Source organism: Roseovarius aestuarii (genome assembly GCF_019966515.1).
Taxonomy (GTDB): domain Bacteria; phylum Pseudomonadota; class Alphaproteobacteria; order Rhodobacterales; family Rhodobacteraceae; genus Roseovarius; species Roseovarius aestuarii.
On record NZ_JAIMIB010000004.1, the window covers coordinates 16,706 to 39,119 of the forward strand.

General features: G+C 58.4%; 22 protein-coding genes. 7 read left to right on the plus strand and 15 right to left on the minus strand.

From position 1 onward, the window contains the following. Positions 1-37: 37 nt before the first annotated feature. The 7 genes from addA to regB form a co-directional block, all read right to left on the minus strand. On the minus strand, positions 38-3,418 hold the full coding sequence (addA, locus tag LC334_RS07070; RefSeq protein WP_085800031.1) for a double-strand break repair helicase AddA: 3,381 nt from the start codon (positions 3,416-3,418) through the stop codon (positions 38-40). Then, positions 3,418-6,351 carry a double-strand break repair protein AddB gene (gene addB / locus LC334_RS07075; protein WP_085800030.1) on the minus strand — a complete coding sequence of 978 codons (2,934 nt, stop codon included), beginning with the start codon at positions 6,349-6,351 and terminating at the stop codon, positions 3,418-3,420. The genes addA and addB overlap by 1 nt, the downstream gene beginning before the upstream one ends. Beyond that, entirely contained in the window at positions 6,344-7,036 is a 693-nt protein-coding gene (locus LC334_RS07080; protein ID WP_085800029.1) for a nucleotidyltransferase family protein, read from the minus strand. The genes addB and LC334_RS07080 overlap by 8 nt, the downstream gene beginning before the upstream one ends. Beyond that, positions 7,012-8,037, minus strand: a complete 1,026-nt coding sequence (locus LC334_RS07085; RefSeq protein WP_085800028.1) for an aminoglycoside phosphotransferase family protein — start codon at positions 8,035-8,037, stop codon at positions 7,012-7,014. Before LC334_RS07085 ends, LC334_RS07080 begins: the two co-directional genes overlap by 25 nt. Then, on the minus strand, positions 8,030-8,506 hold the full coding sequence (gene tsaE / locus LC334_RS07090; RefSeq protein WP_085800027.1) for a tRNA (adenosine(37)-N6)-threonylcarbamoyltransferase complex ATPase subunit type 1 TsaE: 477 nt from the start codon (positions 8,504-8,506) through the stop codon (positions 8,030-8,032). Before tsaE ends, LC334_RS07085 begins: the two co-directional genes overlap by 8 nt. A 40-nt stretch (positions 8,507-8,546) precedes the next feature. Continuing rightward, positions 8,547-10,034 carry a PAS-domain containing protein gene (locus LC334_RS07095; protein ID WP_223412908.1) on the minus strand — a complete coding sequence of 496 codons (1,488 nt, stop codon included), beginning with the start codon at positions 10,032-10,034 and terminating at the stop codon, positions 8,547-8,549. 125 nt (positions 10,035-10,159) lie between these two features. Next, entirely contained in the window at positions 10,160-11,551 is a 1,392-nt protein-coding gene (gene regB / locus LC334_RS07100; protein ID WP_085800025.1) for a sensor histidine kinase RegB, read from the minus strand. Positions 11,552-11,636: 85 nt separating this feature from the next. On the opposite strand from regB, the gene LC334_RS07105 reads away from it, so the two are divergent. Continuing rightward, entirely contained in the window at positions 11,637-12,266 is a 630-nt protein-coding gene (locus LC334_RS07105) for an SCO family protein (protein ID WP_085800024.1), read from the plus strand. Between the two features lie 90 nt (positions 12,267-12,356). Continuing rightward, the gene (locus LC334_RS07110; protein ID WP_085800023.1) at positions 12,357-12,908 is read left to right on the plus strand and encodes an ActR/PrrA/RegA family redox response regulator transcription factor; all 552 of its coding nucleotides are present in this window, start codon (positions 12,357-12,359) and stop codon (positions 12,906-12,908) included. A gap of 32 nt (positions 12,909-12,940) precedes the next feature. Here LC334_RS07110 and LC334_RS07115 read toward each other — a convergent pair whose 3' ends face one another. Genes LC334_RS07115 through LC334_RS07125 form a run of 3 tightly spaced genes read right to left on the minus strand, consistent with a single transcriptional unit; the run spans position 12,941 to position 14,957 of the window. Next, positions 12,941-13,429 (minus strand): GNAT family N-acetyltransferase, encoded by a 489-nt coding sequence (locus tag LC334_RS07115; protein WP_085800022.1) that lies wholly within the window; start codon positions 13,427-13,429, stop codon positions 12,941-12,943. After that, entirely contained in the window at positions 13,426-13,992 is a 567-nt protein-coding gene (locus tag LC334_RS07120; RefSeq protein ID WP_085800021.1) for an HD domain-containing protein, read from the minus strand. The genes LC334_RS07115 and LC334_RS07120 overlap by 4 nt, the downstream gene beginning before the upstream one ends. A 56-nt stretch (positions 13,993-14,048) precedes the next feature. Then, on the minus strand, positions 14,049-14,957 hold the full coding sequence (locus tag LC334_RS07125; protein ID WP_085800020.1) for an FkbM family methyltransferase: 909 nt from the start codon (positions 14,955-14,957) through the stop codon (positions 14,049-14,051). Positions 14,958-15,229: 272 nt separating this feature from the next. Between LC334_RS07125 and LC334_RS07130 the strand changes: the two genes are divergently transcribed. The 4 genes from LC334_RS07130 (at position 15,230) to LC334_RS07145 (ending at position 18,147) form a co-directional block, all read left to right on the plus strand. Further along, a complete protein-coding gene (locus LC334_RS07130; protein ID WP_085800067.1) occupies positions 15,230-15,544 on the plus strand; it encodes a hypothetical protein in 315 nt (104 codons plus the stop codon). A gap of 175 nt (positions 15,545-15,719) precedes the next feature. Next, a complete protein-coding gene (locus LC334_RS07135; protein ID WP_085800019.1) occupies positions 15,720-16,028 on the plus strand; it encodes a hypothetical protein in 309 nt (102 codons plus the stop codon). A 69-nt stretch (positions 16,029-16,097) separates the two neighbouring features. Then, positions 16,098-17,492, plus strand: a complete 1,395-nt coding sequence (gene ahcY / locus LC334_RS07140) for an adenosylhomocysteinase (RefSeq protein WP_085800018.1) — start codon at positions 16,098-16,100, stop codon at positions 17,490-17,492. 313 nt (positions 17,493-17,805) lie between these two features. Further along, on the plus strand, positions 17,806-18,147 hold the full coding sequence (locus tag LC334_RS07145) for a DUF2853 family protein (protein ID WP_085800017.1): 342 nt from the start codon (positions 17,806-17,808) through the stop codon (positions 18,145-18,147). Between the two features lie 241 nt (positions 18,148-18,388). On the opposite strand, the gene LC334_RS07150 is transcribed toward LC334_RS07145, so the two are convergent. The 5 genes from LC334_RS07150 to tsaD form a co-directional block, all read right to left on the minus strand. Next, positions 18,389-18,781 carry a DUF1761 domain-containing protein gene (locus LC334_RS07150; RefSeq protein ID WP_085800016.1) on the minus strand — a complete coding sequence of 131 codons (393 nt, stop codon included), beginning with the start codon at positions 18,779-18,781 and terminating at the stop codon, positions 18,389-18,391. A 62-nt stretch (positions 18,782-18,843) separates the two neighbouring features. Beyond that, positions 18,844-19,263 (minus strand): EVE domain-containing protein, encoded by a 420-nt coding sequence (locus LC334_RS07155; RefSeq protein WP_085800015.1) that lies wholly within the window; start codon positions 19,261-19,263, stop codon positions 18,844-18,846. Between the two features lie 3 nt (positions 19,264-19,266). Next, positions 19,267-19,536 carry a YciI family protein gene (locus LC334_RS07160; RefSeq protein ID WP_085800066.1) on the minus strand — a complete coding sequence of 90 codons (270 nt, stop codon included), beginning with the start codon at positions 19,534-19,536 and terminating at the stop codon, positions 19,267-19,269. Next, a complete protein-coding gene (locus LC334_RS07165; protein WP_085800014.1) occupies positions 19,536-20,495 on the minus strand; it encodes an NAD(P)H-dependent glycerol-3-phosphate dehydrogenase in 960 nt (319 codons plus the stop codon). Before LC334_RS07165 ends, LC334_RS07160 begins: the two co-directional genes overlap by 1 nt. Then, on the minus strand, positions 20,492-21,589 hold the full coding sequence (tsaD, locus tag LC334_RS07170) for a tRNA (adenosine(37)-N6)-threonylcarbamoyltransferase complex transferase subunit TsaD (protein WP_085800013.1): 1,098 nt from the start codon (positions 21,587-21,589) through the stop codon (positions 20,492-20,494). The genes LC334_RS07165 and tsaD overlap by 4 nt, the downstream gene beginning before the upstream one ends. 72 nt (positions 21,590-21,661) lie before the next feature. Between tsaD and LC334_RS07175 the strand changes: the two genes are divergently transcribed. Continuing rightward, positions 21,662-22,393, plus strand: a complete 732-nt coding sequence (locus tag LC334_RS07175; protein ID WP_176237665.1) for a uroporphyrinogen-III synthase — start codon at positions 21,662-21,664, stop codon at positions 22,391-22,393. Positions 22,394-22,414 lie beyond the last annotated feature (21 nt).

The window sequence follows — 22,414 nt, forward strand, 5'->3', positions numbered from 1 at the left end:
CGGTACGGGGCGAACCTATGTAGCCTGACGCGCGGCGTCAAGATATATGGGTGTCGACAAGCGCTTCTGTCACAAGATCGTGTGGCAACATCATGAGCGTCGCTGTACGAGTCCACAAGATCGCGGCTCTGACAGGGCGGTCGGGGTAGATCTGTTGTAACGCGTGAACATATGCCCCCATCTGCCGCAAGATGCCGTCGGGCACCTCAGTCAGCGCATCGGGCACCATCGCGTTGGTTTTGAAATCGACGGCAAGGATTTCGTCGTTGCTGATGATCAGCCGGTCGATCGTGCCGTGAATGCGCCTACCATCCAGAGCATCCAAGGTCGCGGTGACCGGCACTTCGGCCAGCGCATCGGGCAGAAAGAGATGCGAGAGCGCGGGTTTGGTCAGCACTTTCTGCGCTTCGACCAGCAGTAGTGCAACCTCCTCAGGTCCGGCTGCGTCGGCACCTCTGGACAATAGGTTTGCCGCCGTGTCGGACCAGGTGTCGGGGGCACATTGCGGCAGAAATTCCAGCAGGCGGTGGATTTGGCGGCCACGTCTTTTGGCGGCCTCTTCATCCAGGCCCCTTTCCCCCGGCAGCGCCTTTGCACCGCCAAGGTCGGACGGGCTAAGCGTCATGGCGGGTGGCGCTACCAACGCGGGTCGATGACCAAAATACGAAGGCAACAATGGTAAACTTGTGCTTTCCTCTTCGGCAGAATCATTGACTGTTTCAGCCCAAGTCCCATGCTCCAACCGTAGTCCGGACCCGTTTTCAAAATCGAAAGGTTGCGCGCCTGCGGCCTGCATTCCAGCTTCGACCTTTTCATACCACGTCTCACCTTTTGAACCCCTGTCGCCGGCAGCGGCAACGATCAGCCATTTTTCGGCGCGGGTCATAGCGACGTAAAGCAGGCGGTCCCGCTCAGCCATCTGGGCGTCTCTGGCCTGATCGACACTCTCTTTGATCTGACGCGGGGACGCATCGGCGGCGGGGCGCCAGAACGCAGTGTCATCCGAGACGATAATCTGATCACGGATCACCAGATTACGCTTGCCGGTATCGGGCAGGATCACGACAGGCGCTTCCAGCCCCTTCGCGCCATGAACCGTCATGACCCTGATACGATTGCCCGCACTGTCCATCTGGCGCTTTATTTCCAGATCATCAGTTTCCACCCAGGTCAGAAAACCCGTCAGGCTATCGACCGCTTTCTGCTCATAGGCCATCGCCTGTGCCAACAGGGCGTCGATACCGTCTTCTGCTTCTGAACCGAGCCGCGCCAGCAACGCCTTGCGCCCGCCATGCCGGGTCAGAATCCGTTCGATAAGATCGTAAGGGCGTAAATAATCAGCCTGCAGGCGCAGATCGTCCAGAATGGTCATCGTCGCGGGGTACTCAGCGGACCGGCGTCGCAACTCTTCCCACAAGTATTTCGGCGCACGGCCCTGCGCGATTGCATAAAGGTCGGCCTCATCCCAGCCAAGAAGCGGGGATTTGAGCGCAACGGCGAGCGAATAGCTATCCTCGGGCGTGGCGAGGAAGGAAAGCAGCGCAATCAGATCGCGCACCGCCAGTTCGGCGGCGACCTTGAGCCTGTCGGCGCCAGCGATTGGCAGATCCAGCGCTTTGCATTCGCGGATAATTTCGTGAAATAGGTCGCTGCGGCGCTGCACGAGGATCAGGAAATCACCAGCTTTAATCGGCCTCGACAGATGCGTGCCGCCAGCGGCATCACTCATCGGTATCGGATGTTCGTCGCTAATAAGCTGGTCGATGGTCGTAGCAATCTGCCGCGCCAGAAGAATTGCCGGATCATTGGCAGCCTTTACGTCGACGGGCATGTGCCAGGGCGGCATTTCTTCCTTGTCCACCCGCTCGATATAGGGCCAAAGATCCACACGACCGGGTAAGTTGGTTTTATGCGCTTTATGAACCTGTTCCGGCGAAAAACCCGACTGATCGGCTTGTTCAAAGGTTTTGTCGACCAGCGACAGGATGGCCTGCGAAGACCGGAAGGAGTATTCCATCTCCAGTTGCTGCAGCGGAGTGCCCGCGCCCTCAAGCCGGTCAGAAAACTCGGCCCGCATCCGATCGAATTCTTTCGCGTCAGCACCCTGGAAAGAATAGATTGACTGCTTCTTGTCACCCACCACGAAGATGGTACGCAACGTATCGGCCCGGGCGCCTTTGCCGCTGGTAAATTCCTGCGCCAGCCGCTCGATCACCTGCCATTGCACAGGGCTTGTATCCTGCGCCTCGTCTACCAGAATATGGTCGATCCCACCATCAAGGCGAAACAGCACCCAGGCAGCAACCCGCGGATCAGTCAACAGATCCCGGGCACGAAGGATCAGATCATCAAAATCAAGCCAGCAGCGTAATTGCTTGGCCCGCTCATAGGCTGGCAGAAATACCTCGGCAAAGGCATGCAGAGCACGGGTTCTTTCAACGGTCTCAACCGCCAACCGCATATCCCGCGCCGCTTCGACACGCTGCATCCACGCCTCAATCTCAGGCATGATATCGGCCAGCGCCGCCTGACATTTCTTGGTCGGAAAAGAGCCTATCTTGGCGGAAAACGGTATTTTTGCGCTAGAGCCGGTCAGGAAAACAGATTCGAGCGCAGGCAACGCGGCGATATCCAATACCGTCACAGTCGCGAGTTTCTGGCCTGCCTTCTGATCATTGGGCCCGCTGGCAAGAAGTGCAGGTACCAGACGATCAAGCAACGCCTGTTCGCCGCCAAGAAAAACACCTTTCGCCACCTGATCCAGACCTGACACGAACGGATGCCCGAGAAGTTGCCCCATCGCCTTTTCGTCCAATGCCGCAGTAAAGTGCGTTCGATGACGAACGATTTCAGCGGTCAGACCATCAAAGCTTTCGCCGGAGTAGTGACGCGCTACAGCGTAGAGAAGATCGGCCTGCGAACCATCGGCAATCTCCTCGATAATTTCGCTATGCAGCAAGGCAGCAGCGCGTTCGTCCATCTCGGAGAATTGCGGAGTGACCTTGGCTTCCAGTGGGAACCGTCGCAACAGCGCTGAGCAGAAGGAATGAATGGTCTGAATTTTCAGCCCGCCGGGCGTTTCGATCGCACGGGCAAACAGGCGACGCGCCTCCCTTAGTCTCTTGTCCGAGACTGCTTCTGCCGACCCAAGCTCGCGCAGTTCAATTTTAAGCTTGTCATCAGGCAACATCGCCCAACCGCCCAACCGCTTGAACAGCCGGTTCTGCATCTCTCCTGCGGCAGCCTTGGTGTAGGTCAGACAGAGGATGTTCTGCGGGTCGACACCTTCTAGCAGCAACCGCGCCACCCGGTCTGTCAGGACGCGCGTCTTGCCGGACCCTGCATTCGCCGAAAGCCAGGTCGACCGGTCGGGGCGGGCGGCGTCGATCTGACGTTGGGTGGCATCATCGCGCGGCATTACAATTTCACCTTCACAGGGTCATCAGTGATGTCCCATTCACCGAAACGCGCCAGTTGGTCATAGTCGCCGTGGTCACGCTTGGATTCCATCGCGCGCCGCGCCGGAAAACCGGTGCCCGCGTCAAGGTAGGCCGCAATCAACGTCGTGAATTCAGCCCAGACCTGATCTGGTGGCTCCGCCTCCAGCGGCGCGTCGACCTCCTTACCGCCTGAACCCAGCCCGATGAAAACCGCGCGCGCGACCGTGGCCGGGTCAATCCCGTCGAATCCGCCGCGCTCTGCCATCGCAGCTTCGAGCAGCAGTTGCTTATCGAAATGGGTCTGCTGGTCCTTGCTGGGCGGGGCGCCGGTTTTGTAGTCGTAGAAATGCAGATTGCCCTTGCGATCAATATCAATCCGATCCGCGGTCGCCGAAAGAGTGAAGTCAAGATCCGGGATCAGCGCTTGACCCTTGACCTCAAAACCAATTGGATCGGCCAGCGTCCGGCGCGCTATTTCACTATCCACAAACCACTGAGCGACCCGTTCAAGGCGTGCTAGCCAGGTGGCGCGCGCTTCGGCCCAGGGCACGTTTTCCGCCAGAACAGAGACTGTTATGTCGATCAATCTTTCCTTGGTGCATGCCGTGACCTCGGTACGCGTCTCGCGGATGAACCGTTCAAGCACCTTGTGCAGTACCACACCCCGCAGCAAGGCATCCGGCGCTTTCATCAGCGGATCAAGCGGACGCAGGCCCAGGATATGTTTGCAATAGATCGCATAGGGATCGCGGATAAGCCGCTTGATCTCGGTCACAGATAAACGGTGCGGACGCGCGGCGACCGGGGGGCACGGGGCGGGGCGGGGCGCCGGATTGATACGCCTCGGTTCTTCCAGCAACTGGACAAGGCTTAGCCACCGATTGCCACGCGCCTTCATCTGGCCAAGCGCGATGACGCCGCCCTGATCCGGCAGACCGTTCAACAGATTCTGCAACCGGTTCACCCAGCGTGATGCAATGGTTTCGGCATCATCGGACCGTATCGAGCGGGTCAGCCATACTTCGGGTGCCGCAATTGCCTGCTGGAAATCATGCGCCGAAAGGCCAATGCGACGTTCGGGCAGCAGCAACCCAGCCTGATGCCGAAGCGCCCGGTTAAGCCACGGATCGGGCGATGGCGCCTCGGGCCAGCTACCTTCGTTCAGCCCCGCGAGGATCAGCAGATCGGCCCCCTGCACCCGCGCTTCCAGCGTGCCCCAGATCAGAATACCGGGATGTGGGTCAACCGGGTTACGCACCTCCTGCCGCGACAGTAACGCATAGAACAGGCTTGAATAGTCACTGGCCGTAAAGTCGCCGCCATGCGCGGCCTCAAGGCTTAGCTCGTCGCTCGTGGCGCGGGCAAGACGTCCGGCATCGTCCTGCCAGAGTACGCCGGAACCGTCGCCGATGCTGCCTTGGGCAATACGTTCCGCCAAATGCAGATGGTCGCGTACACGCTGTTGAAGCCCCCGTTCGGCCGCATATTCATGGCCGGTAAAACAGGCGCAAAGCCAGCCAGCCCAGTCCTTTGCAAAGGTTTCTTTCCGGCTCTCAGCCCATGCACTCAGAGCATCAGCCGTCGGATATGGCGGGCCATGACGGCGTAGGTGTAGTTCCAACTCGCGCGTCAGCAGCAGATGTGGGCCACGGTTGTCACCACGATGGGTCAGCGGGTGTTTCAGAATGGTCAGCAGCAGTTCGACACTCAGGCGCTGCTGAAAAAGCTCCGCCACATGACGCAGGAACCGGCCCGGCGGCGAAAGATGCAGCGGCATCCCGGCGCTGTCATCAGGCAGAATATCCCAACGATCGAGCGCAGCGGTGACCTGGCGGGTCAGGGTCCGGTCCGGTGTGATCAGCGCGGCAGTCTGGCCGGTTTCGGCGGCCTCGCGCAAACGCATGGCAATGGCCAGTGCCTCGTGCCGTGGCGTGGGCGCTTCGACCAAAGTGACGTCCTGCATCGCGGTGTCGATATCTTGGAGCGCCGTGCCTTCGGCCAGCCATTGATCGGTAACCGGTGCGGGCCGCAGAGCCAGCGACACTATGCGGTTGCGGACGGGCGCGGTGGCGGCCATGTCAGCCCAGCGGGGAATATCGGCAGGATTCAGGCCCAGATTGCGGGCGAAACTGTGAAATCGGTATTGCGGATGATCCTCAGCGGGCAATGCGCCCTCCATTGCCGCCCAGGCGTGATCCGGCATATCGAAATCAAAACCTGGCAGAATAACCGCCCCCTGCGGCAGTTTCGCGACCGCTTGCATTAACAGCTGCGTCGCACCGCGCGACCCGGTAGATCCTGCGACGATCACCGGGTGTTCGGGTGGCTCCTCCTGCCACTGCCGAATGGTGTGTTCGACCACCAGCCGCTGGTGCGTTTGGGTATCGGGCTTACCGGTGCCCGCGTCGAAATAGTGTCTAATGATGCCCAAAAACGATTTTATACGCTCCCAATGGCCGGATTGGTCTGTGACATCGAGATCATTGATCGCGTCAGGTGACACGCCCTCGACATGCATTTCATCCATCAATTCAGCAAGACTATCGGCCAGATCATACAGTGACGAGCGTGGGGCAAGTTCCGGGTGGTGCTCCAGCAGGGCCGAGACAAGCTGTACCAACTCAAGACGGCGGCGAAGTGGCGGCACCGCATCCGGGATCTGCGCCAACCCCCAATATTCACCCAGATCGGTTACCAGATTGATACGGGGCAGCAACAGGGGTGGACCGGCATCAAACAACGCCCGGATGCGTCGCGCCATCCGGCGGGTGTTGACGATCAGCTGAACCGCAGCAAGTGCCTCCGGCGGCTCTCCGGCGCAACGCGTCATTAGCCCATCAACCAGTGCTTGGGGGAAGTCGACGCCCGGTTGGACGCCGAATACCCGTGGCTGATCGGTCGGGTCAAACATCCGCACCGTCCAGCAAGCGTTCTGCCAGCGCGATGCTTTCGAGTTGTCCCACATCGCACCAGCGACCGGGATAGGGCACGGCAAAAAGCCGGTTGTCGGCCAACATCCTGTCCCACAGCAGGTTGAGCGAGAATTGGCGCTCGGGAATTTCCTCTAACGCATCGGTTTTGATGATCTGAACACCCGAATAGATCAGACCGGCGCCCCTTGTGACGCGCCCAGCATCGTCAAGGATGAAATCGCCCTTGCCGGTGTGACCCAGAGCCTGCGATCTGGGAATGCACAACAGGAGCGCATCCATCTGCGAAGGCTGCCAGTGCTCAGCGAGCAGTGCAAGAGGATTTGGCCCACGCCAGATCGCATCGGTATTCATGGTGAAAACCGGCTGCGGCCCCAGCAGGGGAAGGGCGGCGCGCAATCCGCCACCGGTCTCAAGGATATCCGGCGCTTCGCGGGAAAAAACGACGTCGCTGCCTGCCAGATGTGCCGCGATCTGATCCGGCAGGTAGTGCAGGTTGGCGACAATCGTTTCAGGGCCATAGGCGCGAACGATCTCAAGCGCGTGATCAATCAGCGGCTTGCCAGATACGTCGATCAGCGGCTTGGGCCGGGTCTTGGTCAGCGCCCCCATGCGGGTCCCGAACCCGGCGGCGAAAAGCATCACAGAGCGGGGGTGGTCGCGCATTTTTCTTTCAGCTTTCGCAGGAGTTCGGGCGTGGGTTCAGGTAGTGCGGCACTGAGGGTTTCGGAGGCGGGTGCGAGGGCCGGGTGGGTCAGATCGCTTTGCAGATGGCCCCAGACACGCGGGATCAGATCAACATACCCGGCTTTGCCGTCGCGCAGGCAGAGCCGGGCAAAAACACCCAGTATGCGCAGGTTGCGTTGCGCACCGAGGCAGCGATAGGCAGCCTCAAACGCGACCGGATTAGCACCAGTTACCGAGATGTAGTGCTCGATCATCCGGGTTTCGATGCCGAGCGGAACATCGCGTCGCGCGTCCTGCAGCAGCGATACCAGATCATAGGCGCGGTGACCTGTCATTGCATCCTGGAAATCCAGCAAACCGACGCGGGCAACACCGCTGCGCGTCGGCAGCCATAGCAAGTTCTCGGCATGGTAGTCGCGCTGGATCAGCACGTCGTGTGGTTGGGTATGCTGCGCAAGCGCGTTCCGGATTTCTCCGCGGAAGCGTTGCCGCGCGGAGGTGTTCGCGACACCTGCGCCAGAGGCGTACCAGTCAAATGCAAGGCATGCCATGTCGGCCATGACCTCGGCATCGTAGCATGCAAGGTCAGAGGGCGGCGGTCGATCATGTAGCGCGACAAGCGTGTCGGTTGCGGCGGTATAGAGACTGTTTTCCAGCGCCGGATCACCCTCTAAAACCCGTGCATAAAGCGCATCACCCAGATCTTCGATCAGAAGAAAACCATGCACCTCGTCCGCGGCGAATATCCGTGGCGCGCTCAGGCCAATACCAGAGAGATAGGTGGCAATCTGAATGAAGGGACGTATATCCTCACCCTTGTCGGGAGGGGCATCCATAAGAACCGCGGTCTGGCCAGTCCCAGCGCGGGTGAGCCGGTGATATTTGCGATTCGACGCATCCCCGGCCAGCAGTTTTACCTCTGCACCGGCCCAATCGGTTTGATTGAGAAACGCCTGCGCCTGACTTGTGCGATCAGTCATCCAGCACCTCTTCCAGCTTTGATCCCCATGCGGGTTCGTCCCAGCATAGCGTGGCCACCCGTCTATCATCGCCACCGGGGCTATCCAATCTGACTGTCAGCGCGGTTTGGGGCGCCTGATCGCCCAGACGGTCGGGCCATTCAACCAGACAGATGGCATCGGTGAAAGCCTCGTTCAGCCCTAGTTCCTCAATCTCGGATAGATCGGCCAGCCGATAGAGATCGGCATGCCAGATTTGCGCGGCATCGCTGTCATATGTCTGGACAAGCGTATAGGTGGGTGAGGGGATATCCTCGGGCACTGCCAGCCGCGAACGGATGAGGCACCGTGCGAAATGCGACTTTCCCGCGCCGACCTCGCCCGCCAGCAGAATAGTGTCGCCAGCCACAAGATGCTGCCCAAGCTCCTGGGCGAAACGGCAGGTCTTTTCCGGCGACGTAAGCGTTACTTTGGCACAGTGTCTCGACATGCCGCGACACTACACGCGCCGTACGCGGCTGCAACAGGGATCACGACACGGCGCTTGAGACCGGCGCGTGTGTGATCACCGCTTCGCATGGGCGACAGATCAGGGCCGCACCACCGGCGACAGGAATAAGACGGCAATGCAAGGGTGCCGACCCGTCGACCTCGATCGTTTCTTCGATGGGATGCGACAGCGTCTTGCAGGTGGTCTGCGTCTCGACGGTTTTCCAGAATTCCGGGTGCGGAAACTTCTGACGGCATGTTGCAACCAGATCGCGTATCCCAAGCTCGGCAAAACTCGTGTCAGGGTCGATACCAAACATCTCCGTCCAGGTCGCGTTGCAGAAAATCACAACATTATTGGAGGCGATGACCGCCACCGCATGATCAAGCTTGTCGAGCACCGCCTGACGCAGGTCGTTCTGCGCACGAAACCGGCGGGTCAGCGAGATTTCTGCACTGATATCCTCGAATAGAAACGCAACCGCGCCATCCGGGTGCGGCCGGCCGGTAATACGGTAGGTCACACCCGACGGCAGTGACCAGGTTTCCTGATAAAGCCCGTCCGTGGCCGTTGCGATCATCGAATTGATCTGCGCGCGCCAGAGGGAATAACTTTTGGGCTCGGGCATAACCTGCCGGTCGCGCAGGTTGTCGAAAAAGCTCATGAGGCTGGGTCTACCGCTCAGGAATTCAGCGGGCAGCGCTGTCAGATCTACCAGCGCGGGGTTGAACAACGCCAGCTGTTGATTGCGGTCGAATATGGCCAGCCCGGTGGTCAGATTGGCGAATGTCTTGGTCAGAGTCTGAACAAATTCCCGCTGGGCAGCCTCGGCGTGGACGGCGTTGGTGATATCGGTAGCGTAGTAGATCTGATAGAGATCTGTCGAGATGCCATGAACATCAAACCAGGTCTGGGCGTCGCTATGCGGCTGTGCAATTGCAACCCGCGAATGGGTGCCGCCATGCCCGTTAACCGGCGAGTCTATCCCGTCAAGAACCTTGCTGACCTGCTCATCCAGAAGCTTGGTGCAGGCATCGTTCTGCCAGATCACGATACCGTCTTTATCCGTTTTCCAGATCGCGCAGGGCGCACTTTGCAATGCCGTCTGATCTTCGCCAAGAGCATCTCGCAGGCAAAGCGCATGGTGCCGTTCGGCCGGTTGCGACGATTTAGGGTCGGCAAGAGTGACACGCACGACCCCGCCACTGGCTTTTATGGTGACGGTTGCATGATCCTCCATTCTGTCGACCGTGTGGTAAACCTCCAGCGACGCAGCATCATCCGGCAGAATATCCGGTAACCTTTCGAACCGCTGACCGAACCAGGTGCGCAGATCGGCCCAATCTGCAATGTCCGAGAAAATGCCAGGTGTTTTGCAGTCGTGATCCGCGATCAACCCATGCCGAAACAGAATGGTGGTCTCAGGCGTCTCATCGGTCTCCGGCACAGCCTGTGGACGTTCCTTTGTTCCCATAATCAGGCCCGAAATCCAGAGCACGGCAACAGATGCCACAACTGATAGGCACACCACTCCAGCGAGATTCAAGAGCGTCGTTGCATCCATATAAGACAATTCCTCAGCCAACTGCTGCACGAAGCGTGACCCCAGATGGTTAAGGCGAGGTTAACCAACGTAAATAAGCGCGTTGTTTGTCAGGTGGTAAAAGGCTGATTGGTCCCTTCCGGCAGCCTGTTTCCGTCCGACATCGCATCAATCAGATGTCTGGGCCAGGTAAGCTCAACAACCGCACCTTTTTGCGGTATCCGGCCTTTTCCGGCGCCCGGCGACCCGGTTCCATTGGCAAAGCTCATATCGGCGCCGGACCGTTCCAATAGTGTTTTGGCGATGAACAGGCCCAGCCCCATGCCTTCATATCCCGGCCTTTGGGTGTCACTACCGGTCCTGCGGCGCATGAACGGCTCGCCTATCCGGCCCAGAAGCTGCGGCGGAAATCCATTGCCGTCATCTATGATACGCAGAGTAATCGTATCTTCGTCCCAACTGCTTTCGACCCAGACATTGGCCTTGGAAAAATCAACCGCGTTCTGCACCAGATTGCGCAGCCCATGAATGATTTCGGGCTGCCGCAGAATAATCGGCTGGTGTTTCAGCTCTTCATCATCGTGTTCGACCCCGAGATGCACCGACTTTCCACGATCCAGATGCGGCTCGGCAGCTTCTTCGACAACCGACATCAGGGGCGCCTTGCGCAGATGCAGATCGTCCTTGCCAGCGCGCCCCATTGATCTGAGAATATCCCGGCAGCGGTCGGCTTGTTCCCGGATCAACAGCGCATCTTCCTGAAGTTCGGGCACATTTTCGAGTTCGTCCGCCAATTCCGAACTTGTCAGCTTTATCGTCGCGAGCGGTGTGCCCATCTCATGCGCCGCCGCCGCCACGACCCCGCCCAGATCGGTCAGTTTCTGTTCCCGCGCCAGCGCCATTTGCGTGGCCTCAAGCGCATCGGACATGGCGTGCATCTCGGTGACAATCCAACGGGAATAGACACCCAGAAATATCACCGCGATGACAATTGCCACCCAGTTCCCAAAGCGGAAGATATCGGGCACTTTCAGAATGAAACCCTGTTCGGTTCGCAACGGCAGATGAATTTCTATCAACAGCGACACGATGGCGATGGCCGCGAGGCCAAGAAAGAGTGTCGAACGTGACGACAACGCCGAGGCGGCCACGGTGACGGGTCCAACGATCAGGATCGAAAACGGATTGTTCAACCCGCCGGTCAGATGCAGCATCAGGCCCAATTGCAACATATCAAACAGCACGAACAGCATGGTTTCGGTTTCGCGCAGCCGCTTGTTTTCAGGATAGACGAAAAAGGCAACCAGATTGCTCAGCACCGACACGCCGACAACCATGTAGCACAGACCGGTTTCAAGGTTCAGATTATAGACGCGTTGGGCGATGATCAGCGCCGACACCTGCCCGGCGATCGCCCACCAGCGTAATAGCACCAGGGTACGCAGCCTGATCCAGTGGCCGCTATCACGCGATTTGAGGGGCCCGGTAGTCGTATCTGTCATCTGCGCGCCTTCGTCCCGTTGAGGTTTGAAATTCCGATGCTAGATATGCCTGAGAGCGGCACCACCTCAGAGTAAGGATTACGTCATGACACGCAACATCGCGATACTATCCGGCTTTTTCCTGTTGGCACTGTTGGGTGGTTTATATGCCGCCATAAGGTTTTTTGCGCCTGACGACCAGTTCGCACAATGCCGGGCTTCGGTCATTGCCGGAGGTCCGGGTGAAATTGGTGGCCCTTTCACCCTGATCAGTGAAACCGGCGAGACCGTCACCGAAAAAGATATCATTGATAAGCCGTCGCTGGTCTATTTCGGCTATACTTTTTGCCCCGATGTCTGCCCGATTGACGCCGCAAGAAATGCCGAAGCTGTCGCCTTGCTTGAGGAGCGCGGCACAATGGTCAAACCAGTCTTTATCACGGTCGACCCCAAGCGCGACACGGCCGAGGTCCTCGCCGAGTTTACCGACTATATGCACCCCCGGATGGTCGGGCTGACCGGGTCGGAAGACCAGGTCGGGGCAGCCGTCAAGACATATCGGGCCTATTTCAAGCGTCACAAGCCGGCGGAGGGCGCAGAAGACTTCTATTTGGTCGATCACTCGACCCAAACCTACCTGATGTTTCCCGATCTTGGCTTTGTGGAGTTTTTCAACCGGGGTGACACCGCCGAGAAGATAGCCGATCGGATCCAGTGTTTTGTTGAGGCCAGTTAGCTTCCGCCCCCTCGATCATGCACCACTGGTTTGACCTAACCCGCACCGCAGGCTAACATTTTTTGGACATGCGCCGAACAGGAGGGATTTATGGCAGAAGATCTGCACGATATTGGCGAGGATAAGTCCCTTCTGCTGGTAGATGATGATGAGCCGTTTCTGAGACGTCTCGCGAAAGCAATGGAAAAGCGTGGGTTTGCAGTTGAAACGGCTGAATCCGTTGCCGCAGGAAAGGCCATCGCAACGGCGCGTCCGCCGGCCTATGCTGTCTGTGATCTGCGGCTTGAAGATGGCAACGGGCTGGATGTTGTCGAAGTGATCCGTGACCGCCGCCCCGATAGCCGCGTGGTGGTTCTGACGGGTTACGGCGCAATTGCCACCGCGGTTGCCGCTGTCAAGATCGGTGCCACCGACTATTTGTCAAAACCTGCCGATGCGAAGGATATCACCAACGCATTGCTGGCCAGCGGTGACGAGATGCCACCACCGCCGGAAAACCCGATGAGCGCAGACCGGGTCAAATGGGAACATATTCAACGGGTCTACGAGCTTTGTGACCGGAATGTCAGTGAAACCGCGCGACGGCTGAATATGCACCGCCGGACATTGCAACGAATCCTCGCAAAGCGCTCGCCCAGATAGATCGTCTCTTTCGCGGATTTTCCGTCCAGCGACTAAGACAGATCAAAGCGTTTGTTGACCTTATCGGTCAGTGTTCGGTCTTCGAGTGCGACACCACGCTGGTATGCGTAATCCTCGAAACCCCGGCTTTGATAATACGCTAACCCGCCCTCGTTGTCGGCGCGTATGGTGGCGTTGATCCAGCGATAACCAAGTTTCTGAGCGGCAACCCTTGTCGCATCAAAAAGGCTGGAACCGATCCCCAATCCCGTCTGCCCAATGCGGACAAACGTGGCGATGTCACAGGCGTCGGGCGGCAAATCTGCATGCGGCTCGATATATTGAAACCCCAGCAACTCGCCTTCTTCACCTTCAGCCACGTACCATGCGGATTTTTTCGGGTGAAACCCCATCCAGTTGATCAGTATGTCCCGGGTCACGGGCCTGACTTTCGCGGTAGTTCCGCCTGCGGCGATGATCGCGTTCAAAAGATGCGCCATCGCGCCTGTGTCCAGCGCACCTGCGCGGTGGACATGGATCATGTCATCGCTGCCAGCAACGCATGGTGCCGCGCGGTATAGTCGTTGCGTGCCTCCATCGGCGGGCGCAGACGCAGGTCTAGGCCATCGATCAGGGAGGGGTCGGGTTTGCCAAAGAACCGGTTTGCTTCGCTTTCGCTGAAGCCGGCGATCCGGGTCGCCTCCATCCAGGCGCTGATCTTGTCGGCCTTCTTGATCTGTTTCTTAACCGTGGCCGGAATAGCGGCTGGCAGGCCAAAGCGGATGTGAATCGCTGCTGTCAAACGTTGATCAAGCTCATCATAACCCGGGCCGACAGCACTTTTCACAGGGGAGATCATATCGCCAATCACGTATTCCGGCGCGTCATGCAGCAGGGCCGCGAGTTGCCATTTAGCAGGCGCTTTCGGATTGAGCCGTGAGTAAAGATTTTCCACCAGCAGCGAATGTTCGGCGACGGAATAGGCGTAATCGCCAAGTGTCTGCCCGTTCCAACGCGCCACGAAAGAAAGACCATGCGCGATGTCTTCGATTTCAATATCGACCGGCGTCGGGTCCAGAAGGTCAAGCCGTCGGCCGGATAGCATTTTTTGCCAGGCGCGTGGTTTAGGCACGGGGCCTCCGTTCACTGTGTGGACTATTCCTAGTTCGAAGCGCCAGAAGTTGCAAAACCTTCGAGGATGTCACGAAGAAGCGGTGAATCATCCCGCGCCGCCATGAAATTGTACCCTTTGAACGGATCGGTTTTCAGGGCGCGGATTTCGGCCACCGTGCGCAGTTTCTTTGGCTCACCGAAAGTGGCATAGATACTGATATCGGGATCCCGCAGCAGATATTCACTGGGCAGGCATTCGGGATCATTGCCGTGATCCTCATAGACCATCACTGATCCGTCGCTCAGAGCGCGCTTGCCACCTTCGAATGCGGCGATCTCGGCCCCTTCAACATCAAGCTTAATCAAAGCAGCGGTGTCGTCGGCAAGCAAATCGTCAATTGCAATGGTCTCAACGCTCTCATCCGCACCTTCTGCCGCATCTGCAATCCGCGCCGACGCGTGGCTGAGCGGCACGTTAAGAAATTGCAGTTTCAGACCCGATTCCGCGTGAATTGCCCGCCTATGCCGGGTCACGTTTGGCAAATCCTTGGTGTTCTCAAGCAGCGCCTCGGAAGTTTGCGCGGATGCTTCCACCGCGATCACCTGGGAAAATTTCGGCGCTGCGCGCACCGACCAGAACCCCTTATTCGCACCCAGATCACAAAACACCTCCGTATGCCCGGCAGCCGCCTTGAGAACCCGCGCGACCTCGGGTTCGTAATCCCGGTGATAAAGCGCAAACCGGGTCCAATAGCCATCATTGAGATAAATCTTGAACGGGGGCTCGCCTTCACGGCTGAGATATACGGCATTTCGCGCATTAAACAGCCTTCCCAGACCGCGGGCGAAGGCGCCATAGAGTCCCCGGGTGACCGCCACCCGAAACAGGCCCATCAGCAACAGGTATTGAAGCCGGGAGGCCAGTGTTGAAAAACTGATGCTGCTGCGCTGCGCCATAATGCTAGAACTCCGAACCCTTCCGGCATGCCTGCCTAGACCGTGTTGATGGCAGGTGCAAATAGGTCTCACTGCCAGACCGGAACGTGGCACATAAGCACTCCGCCACATTTCTGCCACAATTCGGACGCACTCTCGCCTCACGATCTGCTGCCATTTTGTGATCGAGGGTGAACCAGGCACCTCGACCACGCGGTAACTATTGCAGGGGGGGCGCGTAATTCTCCCTTTGCGTGATCCCCCTTGTTTACAAAAACGAGAAGGAGCTTGCGATGTACAAGCGTCTGTTGGGGTTTGGTTTGAGCATTGGCATGGCCGCAGGTTCGCTACCGGCCCATGCCTCGAATTGCGCCAAGCGCGATTTGGTCGTCGAGCGGCTGAAATCCCATTATTCCGAGAGCTTTGCGGGCGGTGGCCTGCAGGTCTCGCGATCAAAACAATCGGTGGTCGAGGTGTGGGCATCGGAAAAAACCGGGACATTCACGGTAATCCTGACCACCCCCGAAGGACTGGCCTGCATTGTGGCGACGGGCACAGATTGGTATCAGGCGCATTTGCTGAATGAACCTGAGGGTACCGAAAGCTGAAGCGCCGATTGTAGCGGAAGCAGCGATACCTGTCATGCAGGCGTGCTGTCGGCGCAGACACGGGTTTGTGTCCTGTCTTGCATCGCAACCCTCGCAGCAATCCCCATATTAATAGTATCTAGAAACCGGGCTACGGCGCCCGCTTACGTCGTGTGCCCCCATCAGGAGACACACCATGTTTAAACGTCTATTCTCTGTGGCACTTATCTTTGGCGCGGCAGCAATGGCCCCGCCCGCGTTTGCACAGTCAGCCAATTGCATGCCCCGCGATGCATTGGTGCAGAAACTCATGAACAAGTTTGACGAAGAACCGCAAGGCGGCGGGTTGCAGAACGCTCAGCAATTGCTTGAAGTCTGGAGCTCGGACCGCACCGGCAGCTTTACCGTATTCATCACACGTCCCAACGGCCAAAGCTGCGTGGTAGCCACGGGACAGAACTGGATGGGCATCGTGAGCGCAACCAAAGACGGCATAGCCAGTTAATCCATCATTGCCGATCGACGGGTCGAGTGATATCTGCCTTGCAAATTAAGCTTGCAAGGAGCCATGCGTATGGCCAAAGATTTTCTGGTAAAAGACATCACTCTGGCCGCCTTTGGCCGGAAGGAACTCGACATCGCCGAAACCGAAATGCCGGGCCTGATGGCCCTGCGCGCAGAATATGGCGAGGCTAAACCCCTGAAAGGCGCACGGATCGCGGGCAGCCTACACATGACGATCCAGACCGCCGTGCTGATTGAAACGCTGGTGGCTTTGGGCGCAGATGTCCGGTGGGCGTCATGCAATATCTTCTCGACCCAGGACCACGCTGCGGCTGCAATCGCCGAAAGCGGGACGCCGGTATTTGCCGTAAAGGGCGAGACACTGGAAGAATACTGGGATTATGCCGACCGGATTTTCCAATTTCCCGAAGGCGGCGCAAACATGATCCTGGATGATGGCGGCGATGCGACGCTCTACATCTTGATCGGCGCGCGGGTCGAGGCAGGCGAAACCGGCCTGATCGAAACGCCCGGATCAGAAGAAGAAGTCGCCCTGTTTGCGCAGATCAGGAAACGCCTGGCGGAAAGCCCCGGCTGGTTCACCAAGCAGCGCGACATGATCAAGGGCGTGTCCGAGGAGACCACCACCGGTGTGCATCGCCTCTACAAGATGGTGGAGGAGGGTCAGTTGCCCTTCCCGGCGATCAACGTGAATGACAGCGTTACTAAGTCGAAATTCGACAACAAGTATGGCTGCAAGGAATCACTGGTAGACGGTATTCGCCGCGCGACCGACACGATGATGGCCGGAAAGGTTGCCGTTGTGATGGGGTATGGCGATGTCGGCAAAGGCTCGGCCGCGTCCCTGCGGGGTGCCGGTGCCCGTGTGAAAGTCACCGAAGTAGACCCGATTTGCGCGCTTCAGGCGGCGATGGACGGGTTCGAGGTTGTGCGGCTTGAAGACGTGGTCAGCGATGCCGACATCTTCATCACCACCACCGGCAACAAGGACGTGATCCGCATCGAGCATATGCGCGAGATGAAGGACATGGCGATCGTCGGCAATATCGGCCATTTCGACAATGAGATTCAGGTGGCGAACCTGAAGAACCACAAATGGACCAACATCAAGGAACAGGTGGACATGATCGAGATGCCGAATGGCAATCGTTTGATCCTGCTATCCGAAGGCCGCCTGCTGAACCTTGGCAATGCGACGGGCCATCCCAGTTTCGTGATGTCGGCGAGCTTTACAAATCAGGTGCTTGCTCAGATCGAGCTGTGGACCAAGGGGAGCGACTATGACAACAACGTTTATATCCTGCCCAAACACCTGGATGAGAAGGTTGCGCGCCTGCATCTGGACCGGATCGGCGTCAAACTGACCGAGTTGAGCAGCGAACAGGCGTCTTATATCGGCGTCAAGCCCGAAGGCCCCTTCAAGCCCGAACATTATCGCTACTGAGCCAACACGCTAACGCTGAAAAGAACTCCGCCCGGTCCTGTGCCGGGCGGTTTTGCATTTCGGTCGCGCGGTGATGATATCTGGCTGTTCATGTGACACCACCTATCGGCAAATCGCCAGTGCATGAGCCACTGTGCAACCATCGATTTAGTGTGTTGGCCGGGTTTCGCACCCTGTCATGCCTTGGGGGGAGAACCCATTAAGTTTTCCCTTTGAGCACACAAGAACTCTGGTTATCGTGACGCCAGCACCGCTTGGGGGGCTAAAGCAATGAAATGTGCCGGCGAACTGCCGGGCGAGAGGGAGACTATTTATGGGAAAACGTGATGATTTGATTGCACAATATGCGGATGACCTGCGCAACAAGTGCGGCATGACACCGGATATGGATTTACTGACGAAGGTGACCATCGGATGCGGTCCGGCGATTTATAATGCCGACGCGTCGACTGTGGCCGCCGGTCAGGATCAGGAACTGGAAACGGTAAAAGACAATTTTCTGGTGAAGAAACTGGGGCTCTCCGATGGGCCGCAACTGATGGATGCAATCAATCAGGTGATCGAGACCTACGGCCGTTCCGAACGGAACAAATATCGCGCAGTGGTTTATTACATGCTGACCAAGCATTTCGGAAAAGAGTCGATTTACGGCTAACCATTCCATCGCGGAAAAGAAAACGCCCGGCCAGATACGCCGGGCGTTTTTTTGTGATCCAGCATTTTAGGCAAATTCTAGATACTTGCTGTTTGTGAAACAGGGCTTATTGCGATAGGTTAAATCGACAGGCCAGTATGGCCGATACTTATTCGAAATACGCGTGTGGTGTGTAGGGAGCACGTGGGGTAACGGAGGGTGTCGGCATATGTGCCAGCACCCTCCGTTCGTTTCAGACACTCTAGAACAGCATCAAGACAGTGCCCATGATGGCGCTGCCGAAAGTCGCGTATCCGGCGTCGATCATCGTTAGCCTGAAAGGGCGGCCACCGAAACTGTAGCAGGTCGCCAGCCACGGGCTTGCCAGAAAGAGGCCGATCCCCAGACCGGCCACAAGACCTTTTGCAATAGTATCGATACCGCTTAGTGCAAAGACATGGCGCATCATACCTGCAACAACGAGGGCTGATATGAAGGCGATGATATAGGGTGTCGGGCTGTTGCCCTCGGGCTTGCCATCAGGACCAGCCTTCACCCCGGCGGCTTCCATCCAGGGTTTCGCCAGCGTCATGTACCAGGCGGCCCCAAAGGCATAGGACGCCACAGCGGCAACCAATACGTTGAGAAGTTCCATTCTACCCCTCCCTTTTTCAGTCGTTGTGCATTGCCAAGGCTATCCGATCACCGCAAGCGGGCCTAGGGTGAAACACCCGCCATCTCGCAGACAATCCGCCATTCTACTTCCTTGACGGGTTGCACCGACAGGCGCGAGTTCTTGACCAGCACCATTTCGGCCAGGCGCGGATCGTTCTTTATCATCTCAAGCGTGACGGGCGTGCCAACCGGACCAACGGCCTTGATGTCCACGCATTCCCAACGGTCATCATCGGTGGTGCTGTCGGGATGTGCCAATGCCATCACTTCGACAATGCCGACAACTGCCTTCTCGGTCTGGCTGTGATAAAAAAACCCGCGATCGCCAATTTCCATCTGCCGCATGAAGTTACGCGCCTGATAGTTACGCACCCCATCCCATTCCTCGCCCGCTTCGCCCTTGGCCATCTGATCATCCCAGCTCCAGGTCACGGGTTCGGATTTGAAAAGCCAGTATTGCATCGGTCAGATCACCTTGTTCCATTGGATCAGTTGCACGTCGGCAAACAGGTCCGCATGGGCATAAGGATCATTCTTGGCCCAGGATTCCGCCGTGGCCATATTTGGCACATCAAGCACAACAAGCGAGCCGCACATCTGCCCGTCCGCGTCTAGAAGCGGCCCGGCCTGGCTGACAACGCCGGTTTCCTTGAGGTAGGCGACATGCGCGTCCCGGTTGTCAAGGCGCGTCTGCAGGGCGCCGGGTTTGTCGCGGGCAATCAGGGCAATCAGCATCATTCTTCCTTTAATGGTCGTGACAACAGCATATCCATAGCCTGGGAGACGCGCAATTTACCATCGATAAGTGCGACGACGACATCGGTGATTGGCATCTCGATCTGCATTTTTCTGGCCTTCTCGCTTACCGCCTGTGCGGTTGCAGCACCTTCCACGGTGATCGAGGTATCGAAGCACTTGTTTCGACCCAAACTCATGCCAAAGGCGTAGTTTCTCGACTGTTCAGAGGTGCAGGTCAGCACCAGATCACCAAAGCCTGACAGGCCCGCAAGCGTCTCCTGCTCGGCGCCCAGGGCCACGGCCATGCGCGACAGTTCCGCAAATCCGCGGGTCATCAGCGCGGCGCGGGCACTTTCACCCAGCCCCGCCCCGATCACGACGCCACAGGCCACGGCGACAACATTTTTCAGCGCGCCGCCCAGTTCAGCGCCGGTCGCGTCGGTGGTGCGGTAAATGCGAAGGTTGGGCGTCGTCAGCGCCGTCTGCAACGACTGAGCCACCACCGCGTCTTTGCATGCCAGCGTCAGCGCGGTGGGCAGTCCGCGCGCGATGTCATGGGCAAAGCTGGGGCCGGTCAGAATCGCTGCGGTGGCCGTTGGCACCAGCTCGGCGATAATGCGGGTGGGGCCGTATCCGGTAACACGCTCTACACCTTTGCAGCAGGCAACCAGATGGCAATGCGCCAGCGCGCGACCGTGTTCGATCAGCAGATCACGCAATTTCTGCGTCGGCACAGAGAGCAGACAGATGCTTCCCGGTGACATCGGTGGCAGATCAGCGGTGACATTCAGTTGCGCGGGTAGCGACACACCCGGCAGACGGCGGGTGTTTGCGCCCTCGGCCTGCATGCGCTGAACCTGCGCCTTGTCGCGCGACCACAGGGTTACCGGGCCATTGCTCGCCAATGAGATGGCCAAAGCGGTGCCAAACGCCCCGGATCCCAGAACCGTGATCATGCTTTCGCTCCCTTCTTGCCGCTGCCCAACAGCGCCGGGCTGGTTTGGTCAAGCGGCCAGCGCGACCTTGCAGCCAGACCCATATCATCCCGATGGCCTGCCGCGAACAGTTCGGCCCCGGCATAGGCGATCATGGCCGCATTATCGGTGCAAAGCGATAGAGGCGGTGCAACGAACGAAGTACCAGTCTGGGCACAAAGAGACTCTAATCCGGCTCGAATGGTCGCATTTGCCGCGACGCCCCCTGCTACGGCGAGTGTTGGGTGTTGCGCGCCCTCATCCGCGTAGATCGCCAATGCGCGCCGTGTCTTTTCGGTCAGAACGTCGCTGACCGCTGCCTGAAACCCGGTGCACAGATGCGACCGGTCGGCGCGCGACAGTCCACCTTTTTCGGCGACAACCTGATCGCGGGCCCGCAGCAATGCGGTCTTCAAACCGGAAAAGGACATATCGCAACCGGCCCGATCCAGCAAAGGTCGGGGGAAGTTGAAAATACCGGGATCGCCCTGCGCAGCCTCTTGTTCGACGGCGGGACCGCCCGGTTGTGGCAAGCCCAGCAAACGCGCGGTCTTATCGAACGCCTCGCCCGGGGCGTCGTCAATCGTACCACCTAGCCGGGTGAAATCCGTGCAGGAGCGCACGACCAGTAGCTGGCAGTGACCGCCCGAGACCAGCAGCATAAGATAGGGATAATCCACCGCGTCAGTCAGCCTTGGGGTCAGGGCATGACCGGCCAGATGGTTCACGCCTACAAGCGGCAAACCGGCCCCTGCGGCGATCCCCTTGGCACACATCACCCCTGACATGACCCCGCCGATCAGACCCGGCCCGGCGGTCACCGCAATCACGTCGAGCTGTGACAGGTCTTTTTCCGCTTCAGAAAGGCTCTGTTTCACGCAAATATCGAGTTTTTCGGCATGGGCGCGCGCTGCGATTTCGGGCACAACGCCGCCATAGTTGCTGTGCAACATGTCCTGCCCGTGCACGACCGAGGATAATATCCGCGCGGGCTGTCCCGGCTCGACCTGCACAATCGCCGCCGCAGTATCGTCGCAGCTGCTTTCCAAGCCTAGAATTGTCAGCGCCTTCGCCATATGGCCGCCCGTTGCGTGTTGCCTCTGTGGCAGGTAACACCGGAGCAAGGTGTAAACAACTGCAGAGCCGCGATGTCACCAACAATCCTGATAACCCGGCCCGGCCCGTTTGATGCGGAATTCGCGGATAAACTTCGGTCGCGGCTGGGATGTGGCCCTCGGGTCGTTCTCTCGCCTCTGATCAGGATCGAGAAAGTTGGACAGTTGCCCGATCTTGCGGCCGTGAAAACGCTTATATTCACCTCGCGCAACGGCGTTGCCGCCTTCGCCGCAAAGACCGACCGCCGGGATATCCCGTGTTACTGCGTGGGCGACGCAACCGCGCAGGCGGCTAGGGACGAGGGGATGACCACCACATCGTGCGATGGCACCTCAGATGATCTGGTGACTCTGATACTGGCCGAGGAAGATCTCGGCCCCTGTCTGCATGTCAGAGGCAAACACGCGGCCGGCAATGTGGCAGAACGCCTGCGCGCCGGGGGGATCACAACAGATGAGACCGTTCTTTACCAACAGATGTCACAGCCCCTCAGTGACGAGGCGCTGGCACTGTTGGCAGGCAGCGAGCCCGTGATCCTGCCATTGTTCTCGCCCCGGACGGCGCAACTTTTGTTCGCATCGTGCGAAATTTCCGCCCCTTACGACGTTGTTGCCATAAGCGAAAATGTCGCCGCCGAGCTGCCTGATGGTGATCCTCGCACGGTTCAGATCGCTGAAAAACCCACGGTTTCCGCCATGCTCGATGCGGTCGAAAGACGAGTGGCGGCGGCGAACGCGCTTGAGAGAGGAAATTTGGCGCAGTAAGGTCGTCGGGTGCGCTTTGAT